At 70.8% G+C, this 6350-nt stretch carries 6 protein-coding genes; all 6 read right to left on the reverse strand.

Going from position 1 to position 6350, the window contains the following annotated elements; all coding sequences use genetic code 11:
• Positions 1–184 (reverse strand): hypothetical protein (locus tag GKQ77_RS25195; RefSeq protein ID WP_219691225.1); only part of this gene is annotated, 184 nt, incomplete at its 3' end.
• 129 nt (positions 185–313) lie between these two features.
• Positions 314–1069, reverse strand: a complete 756-nt coding sequence (locus tag GKQ77_RS25200) for a succinate dehydrogenase/fumarate reductase iron-sulfur subunit (RefSeq protein WP_219691226.1) — start codon at positions 1067–1069, stop codon at positions 314–316.
• Entirely contained in the window at positions 1066–3015 is a 1950-nt protein-coding gene (locus GKQ77_RS25205; protein ID WP_219691227.1) for a fumarate reductase/succinate dehydrogenase flavoprotein subunit, read from the reverse strand. The genes GKQ77_RS25200 and GKQ77_RS25205 overlap by 4 nt, the downstream gene beginning before the upstream one ends.
• Positions 3016–3717, reverse strand: a complete 702-nt coding sequence (locus tag GKQ77_RS25210) for a succinate dehydrogenase cytochrome b subunit (protein ID WP_219691228.1) — start codon at positions 3715–3717, stop codon at positions 3016–3018. It lies immediately after the preceding gene.
• A 101-nt stretch (positions 3718–3818) separates the two neighbouring features.
• Complete coding sequence (locus tag GKQ77_RS25215; protein ID WP_219691229.1) at positions 3819–4853, reverse strand: Gfo/Idh/MocA family protein; 1035 nt, start codon at positions 4851–4853, stop codon at positions 3819–3821.
• Entirely contained in the window at positions 4850–6310 is a 1461-nt protein-coding gene (locus GKQ77_RS25220; RefSeq protein ID WP_219691230.1) for an NDP-hexose 2,3-dehydratase family protein, read from the reverse strand. Before GKQ77_RS25220 ends, GKQ77_RS25215 begins: the two co-directional genes overlap by 4 nt.
• Positions 6311–6350 lie beyond the last annotated feature (40 nt).

Here is a 6350-nt window from a genome sequence, read left to right on the forward strand (position 1 = left end):
CGGCCGCCACGTCCCCCGAGGCTCCGGGCTCCCCGACCCCGCGCGCCGATGCTCCCGCGCCCTCGCAGTCCATGCCGTCCAGGCGACCGGGGCGTACGGAAGCGTCCCCGGTGCCGTCTTCGAAGACACCGAGGACGCCCACCTCCACCACACGGTCCGAGTCGCCACCTGCGGTCAGGGACAAGGGCAAGGCTTCCAAGGACAAGGCCTCCAAGGACAAGGAAAAGCCGAAGAAGCATCCCAAGCCGGACAAGACGCATTCAGGGCCGGACAAGAAGCCGCACTTCAAGCCGGACAAGCATCAGCGTCCGCGCTAGGAAGCGGTCCTCTTGTCCTTGCGGTTCGCGCGCAGCCACTCCTTGTTCATGTGGGTGATGGAGAACAGCGGAATGCCCTTGGGGCAGGCCGTGGCGCACTCACCGGTGAGCGTGCAGCCGCCGAAGCCCTCGTGGTCCATCTGCCCGACCATGTCAAGGACGCGGCTCTCCCGCTCGGGGGCGCCCTGCGGCAGGACGTTGAGGTGGTTGACCTTGGCCGAGGTGAAGAGCATCGCCGAGCCGTTGGGGCAGGCCGCCACGCACGCCCCGCAGCCGATGCACTCGGCGTGCTCGAAGGCGAAGTCGGCGTCGGGCTTGGGCACCGGGGTGGCGTGCGCGTCGGGCGCGGAGCCGGTCGGGGCGCTGATGTAGCCGCCGGACTGGATGATCCGGTCGAAGGCCGTGCGGTCCACGACCAGGTCCTTGACGACCGGGAAGGCGGCGGCGCGCCACGGCTCGATGTCGATGGTGTCGCCGTCCTTGAAGGACCGCATGTGGAGCTGGCAGGTGGTGGTGCGCTCGGGGCCGTGCGCGTCGCCGTTGATGACGAGCGAGCAGGCGCCGCAGATGCCCTCGCGGCAGTCGTGGTCGAAGGCGACGGGGTCGTCGCCCTTGACGATGAGTTCCTCGTTGAGGGTGTCGAGCATTTCCAGGAACGACATGTCCTTGGAGATGCCGTCCACCTCGTAGGTGGCCATGGTGCCGGGGGCGTCGGCGTTCTGCTGGCGCCAGACGCGCAGGGTGAGCTTCATGCGTAGCTCCGCTGAGTGGGGTGGACGTAGTCGAAGACGAGGTCTTCCTTGTGCAGGACGGGGGCGGCGCCGGTGTCGGTGAACTCCCAGGCGGCGGCGTAGGAGAACTCCTCGTCGCGGCGCTCGGCCTCACCGTCGGGGGTCTGGGACTCCTCGCGGAAGTGGCCGCCGCACGACTCGGCGCGGTGCAGGGCGTCCAGGCACATCAGCTCGGCCAGCTCCAGGTAGTCGACGACCCGGTTGGCCTTCTCCAGGGACTGGTTGAACTCCTCGCCGGTGCCGGGCACCTTGATCCGGCGCCAGAACTCGTCACGGATCTGCGGGATGCGCTCAAGGGCCTTGCGCAGCCCGGTCTCGGAGCGGGCCATGCCGCAGAACTCCCACATCACTTCGCCCAGTTCGCGGTGGAAGGAGTCGGGGGTGCGGTCGCCGTCGACGGCGAGCAGGCGGGCGAGGCGGTCCTCGGTCTCGCTCAGCACCTCGCGCACGACGGGGTGTTCGGCGCCGACCTCGTCCTTGTGCGGGTTGCGGGCGAGGTAGTCGTTGATGGTCGAGGGCAGCACGAAGTAGCCGTCGGCGAGGCCCTGCATGAGCGCGCTCGCGCCGAGCCGGTTCGCGCCGTGGTCGGAGAAGTTCGCCTCACCGATCGCGAAGAGCCCGGGGACGGTGGTCTGCAGGTCGTAGTCGACCCACAGGCCGCCCATCGTGTAGTGCACGGCGGGGTAGATCCGCATCGGCGTCCTGTACGGGTCCTCGTCGGTGATCCGCGCGTACATGTCGAAGAGGTTGCCGTACTTGGCCTCGACCTTCTTCTTGCCCATGCGCTTGATGGCGTCGGCGAAGTCGAGGTAGACGCCCTGCCCGCCCGGGCCCACGCCGCGGCCCTCGTCGCATACGTTCTTGGCGGCGCGGGAGGCGATGTCGCGGGGCACGAGGTTGCCGAAGGAGGGGTAGATGCGCTCCAGGTAGTAGTCGCGCTCGTCCTCGGGGATCTCGTTGGCCGGGCGGGTGTCGCCCTTGGCCTTGGGCACCCAGATCCGGCCGTCGTTGCGCAGCGACTCGCTCATCAGGGTGAGCTTGGACTGGTGGTCGCCGGTGCGCGGGATGCAGGTGGGGTGGATCTGCGTGAAGCAGGGGTTGGCGAAGTAGGCGCCGCGCCGGTGGGCCCGCCAGACGGCCGTGGCGTTGGAGTTCATGGCGTTCGTCGACAGGTAGAAGACGTTGCCGTAGCCGCCGGATGCGAGGACGACGGCGTCCGCGAAGTACGTCTCGATCCTGCCGGTGATCAGGTCGCGGGCGACGATCCCGCGGGCCCGCCCGTCGACCACGATCACGTCGAGCATCTCGGTGCGCGGGTGCATCTCCACGTTCCCGGCCGCGATCTGCCGGCTCAGCGCCTGGTAGGCGCCGAGGAGCAGCTGCTGGCCCGTCTGCCCGCGTGCGTAGAACGTACGGGAGACCTGCACGCCGCCGAAGGAGCGCGTGTCGAGGAGGCCGCCGTACTCGCGGGCGAACGGCACGCCCTGCGCGACGCACTGGTCGATGATCTCGACCGAGATCTGCGCGAGGCGGTGCACGTTGGACTCACGGGCGCGGAAGTCGCCGCCCTTGACGGTGTCGTAGAAGAGGCGGTGGACCGAGTCACCGTCGTTGCGGTAGTTCTTCGCGGCGTTGATGCCGCCCTGCGCGGCGATCGAGTGCGCCCGGCGCGGCGAGTCCTGGTAGCAGAACTGCACGACGTGGTAGCCCTGTTCGGCGAGCGTGGCACCGGCCGCGCCGCCCGCGAGCCCCGTGCCGACGACGATCACGGTGTGCTTGCGGCGGTTGGCGGGGTTGACCAGCTTCGCCTGGAAGCGGCGGGTGTCCCAGCGCTCGGCGATCGGCCCGGACGGGGCCTTGTCGTCGACGACGGGCTCGCCGACCGCGTACTCAGCAAAGGCACTCATCTAGCTCACCACTCCGGTCATGACACCCACGGGGACAGAAATGAAGCCGACCGTCAGCACCAGCGCGAGGCCGTTGGCGACGGCCTTCAGGGAGCGGTCGCGGACCCTGCTGCCGACGCCCAGCGTCTGCGCGGCACTCCACAGGCCATGGCGCACGTGCAGGCCCATGGCGAGCATGGCGGTGATGTAGATGACGTTGCCGTACCAGGTCGAGAAGGTGTCGACGACGTTGTTGTACGGCTTGCCCTCCTCGAAGCCCGGGTGCACGTGGCCGGTGGTGAGGTCGAGGATGTGCCAGACGATGAAGAGGCCGAGGATGACGCCGCCCCAGCGCATGGTGCGCGTGGCATAGGTGGCGCGCGGCTTCTTGTGCACGTATCCGGTGGGGCGCGCCTTGATGTCGCGGCGGCTCAGCTGGTACGCCGACACGCCGTGCGCGACCACCGAGGCGAGCAGCACCACGCGCGCGATCCACAGCCCCCACTCACGGTGGAGTACCGGCTCTCCCATGACCCGCAACCAGTGCGCGTAGGCGTCGAAGCCGGCGGCACCCAAGAAGATCTTGGCGTTTGCCGCCATGTGAACCACAAGGTAAGCGATCATCACGAGACCGCTCGCGGCCATGACTGCCTTCTTGCCTACCGTCGAGTCCCACATGGAACGGGTCCTCGACGTGCTCGTCGTGCGAGTCGCCAGAGTCATGGGACCGGATGCTATGCCCACTCATCGCAAGTGCACCAACTGTAGAAACACATGCTTTCCATAGGGAACGCCTATCGAGGGTCTTCGGCTCGTGCCGGACGTCAGGGCGGGGGCGCGGCGACAGGGCCGGGACGCCTGGCCCCGGCCGTGCGGCGCACCGCGTCGAGCAGCTCCGCCTGCCGCAGCGACCGCGCCCCCCTGGGTGCCCCGCCCGTGCCGGAGCGCACCGCGCGGACGAACGCCCGAAGGGTGCCCGCCACCTGGTCGTGCGGGCTCAGCCGCAGCTCGCGCCGCTCCGCCGGTCCCGTGACCCGCAGCACCGGCTGGTGGTCGGCGGGCGGGGTGAAGGCGGGCTCCACCCGGATGGTGCCCTCGCTGCCCCACAGTTCGTAGGCGGAGCGGTAGGCGTGCGCCATGCCGAAGGTGAGGTGGCCGGTCACCCCGGCCGGGGTGCGGACGAGGACGGCGCCGGAGGTGTCGACGGCAGACCCGGGGCCGTACTCCAGACACGCCCCCACCACCTCCACCTCCGCGCCGAGGAAGTGCAGTGCGGCGCGCACCGGGTAGTAGCCGATGTCGAGGAGGGCGCCGCCGCCGAGGTCGGGGCGGTGCCGGATGTTCCCGGGGGGTGGCGGCGGCACGGCGAAGGCGGCGCTGAACGACCGGAGTTCGCCGATCGCCCCGGAGCCGAGCAGTTCCCGTACCACCGCGTGCTGCGGGTGGTGCAGGAACATCACGTTCTCCATCAGCACGAGGCCGCGCTCACGCGCCAGGGTGAGGAGCGCCGAGGTGCGGGCCGGGTCCGCGGTGAGCGGCTTCTCGGCGAGGACGTGCTTCCCGGCGAGGAGGGCCCGCTCCACCCACTCGGCGTGCAGGGCGACGGGCAGCGGCACATACACGGCGTCGACACCGGGCCGCTCGAGGAGTTCCTGGTAGCCCTCGACGGCCGCGCAGCCGTAGTCCCGCGCCAATGCCGCCGCCCGGTCGCGGTCCCGGCTGGCCACCGCGACGAGCGCGGTCCCGGGCGCGGCGGCCATGGCGGGCAGCATGCGGCGGCGGGCGATGTCCGCCGTGCCCATGACGGCGATGCGCACCGGCGCCTCGCGGGGCCCGGCCAGGGGCTGCGTGGCGCTCATGCCTGCCGTGCCCCCATCGCGTGGAGGCAGGCGAGGAGGGTACGGGCCTGGACGTTGAGGTAGTGGCCGTGCCGGACCAGGGCGCTGAGCTGGGCGACGGTCGCCCAGGCGAAACCGGGGGGCGGGTCGGCCGGGGCCTGCCGCTCGTCCTCGGCCTCGATCACCAGGTAGCGGTTCTCGGCGTCGAGGAAGCGGCCTCCCTCCTCCGAGTGGACGGCCTCGTAGCGGATGCGGGCGGGGTCGGCGCCGAGCACGGTGTCCAGGAAGGCGGGGCGGTCCGCCGGGGGCAGGCCGGCGTAGTTCTCCGGCGCGTACTGGACGGTGGGGGCCAGTTCCACGGTGTCGAGGAAGCCGCCCTCGACGCGGGCGTGCACCAGGACGTGCAGGACGCCGTCGAAGGCGCGCGCCAGAAAGGCGGCGACCCCCTTGCTCCGGGGCCGCACCAGGGGCTGCGTCCAGCCGGTGACCTCCCGGCTGTCGGCGTGCACCCGCACCGCCACGACGTCGAACCAGCGCCCGCTGTCGGAGCTGATCCGGTCCTCGGTGCGGTGCCAGCCGGGCAGCTCCGCCAACGGGACCCGCTCGGCCTCCACGTCGTGGCGGGCGCGCTCGGCGGTGAACCAGGACAGCAGCTCGGTGTCGGGGAGCAGGGCGCCGGAGCGGGGGTCGAGGGAGCGGGCGAGGGCCTGCGCGAAGGCGTCACCGCCCGAGGTGTTCCGCCCGGTCGGCGGGAAGCAGGCGAGGACGGTACGGGAGTCCATGTTCACCACGTTGTCCCGGTGCAGCAGCTCCGCCAGCTGACCGAGCGTCAGCCAGCAGAAGTCGTCGTACAGCGGGACGTCGTCGTCCGCGTCCACCTCGACGATCATGTTGCGGTTGCTCTTGCGGAAGAACCACGAGCCGTGCTCGGACTGGAGCACGTCGGCGAGGACCCGGCCCCGGCGTGGGCCGTTGAAGTACTCGATGTACTTCACGTCGGCGCCCTTGTGGACCTTGGTGTAGTTGCTGCGGGTGGCCTGGACGGTGGGCGAGAGCTGGAGCAGGTTGGGGTTGCCGGGCTCCATCTTGGCCTGCATCAGGCAGTGCGGCACGCCGTCGAACTCCTTGACCAGGATGCCCAGGATGCCCACCTCGGGCTGTTTGATGACCGGCTGGTGCCACGCCCGGTAGGGGCCCTCGTCCGAGGTCACACGCAGCCCCTCGACGGTGAAGAACTTCCCGCTGGCGTGTACGAGGTTTCCGGTGCCCTCCTCGAAGGACCAGCCCTCGAGTGCCGCGAAGGGGATCCGCTCGACCCGGAACCGGTGGGCGCGGCCCCGCCCGGCCAGCCACTCGGCGAAGTCCTCGGTGCGCAGGTGGGCGCCCTGGGTGGCGGCGGCGGACCGGGCGACCCGGTCGGTGAGCCCGGTCTCCTCGCGCGGCCGCAGGGCGGGCGACCGCAGGGGGTGCGACAGCATGCGGGGTTCTCCTGGTGTGTGCGGGGGCGGATGCGTACGG

Source organism: Streptomyces anatolicus (genome assembly GCF_019400875.1).
Taxonomy (GTDB): domain Bacteria; phylum Actinomycetota; class Actinomycetes; order Streptomycetales; family Streptomycetaceae; genus Streptomyces; species Streptomyces anatolicus.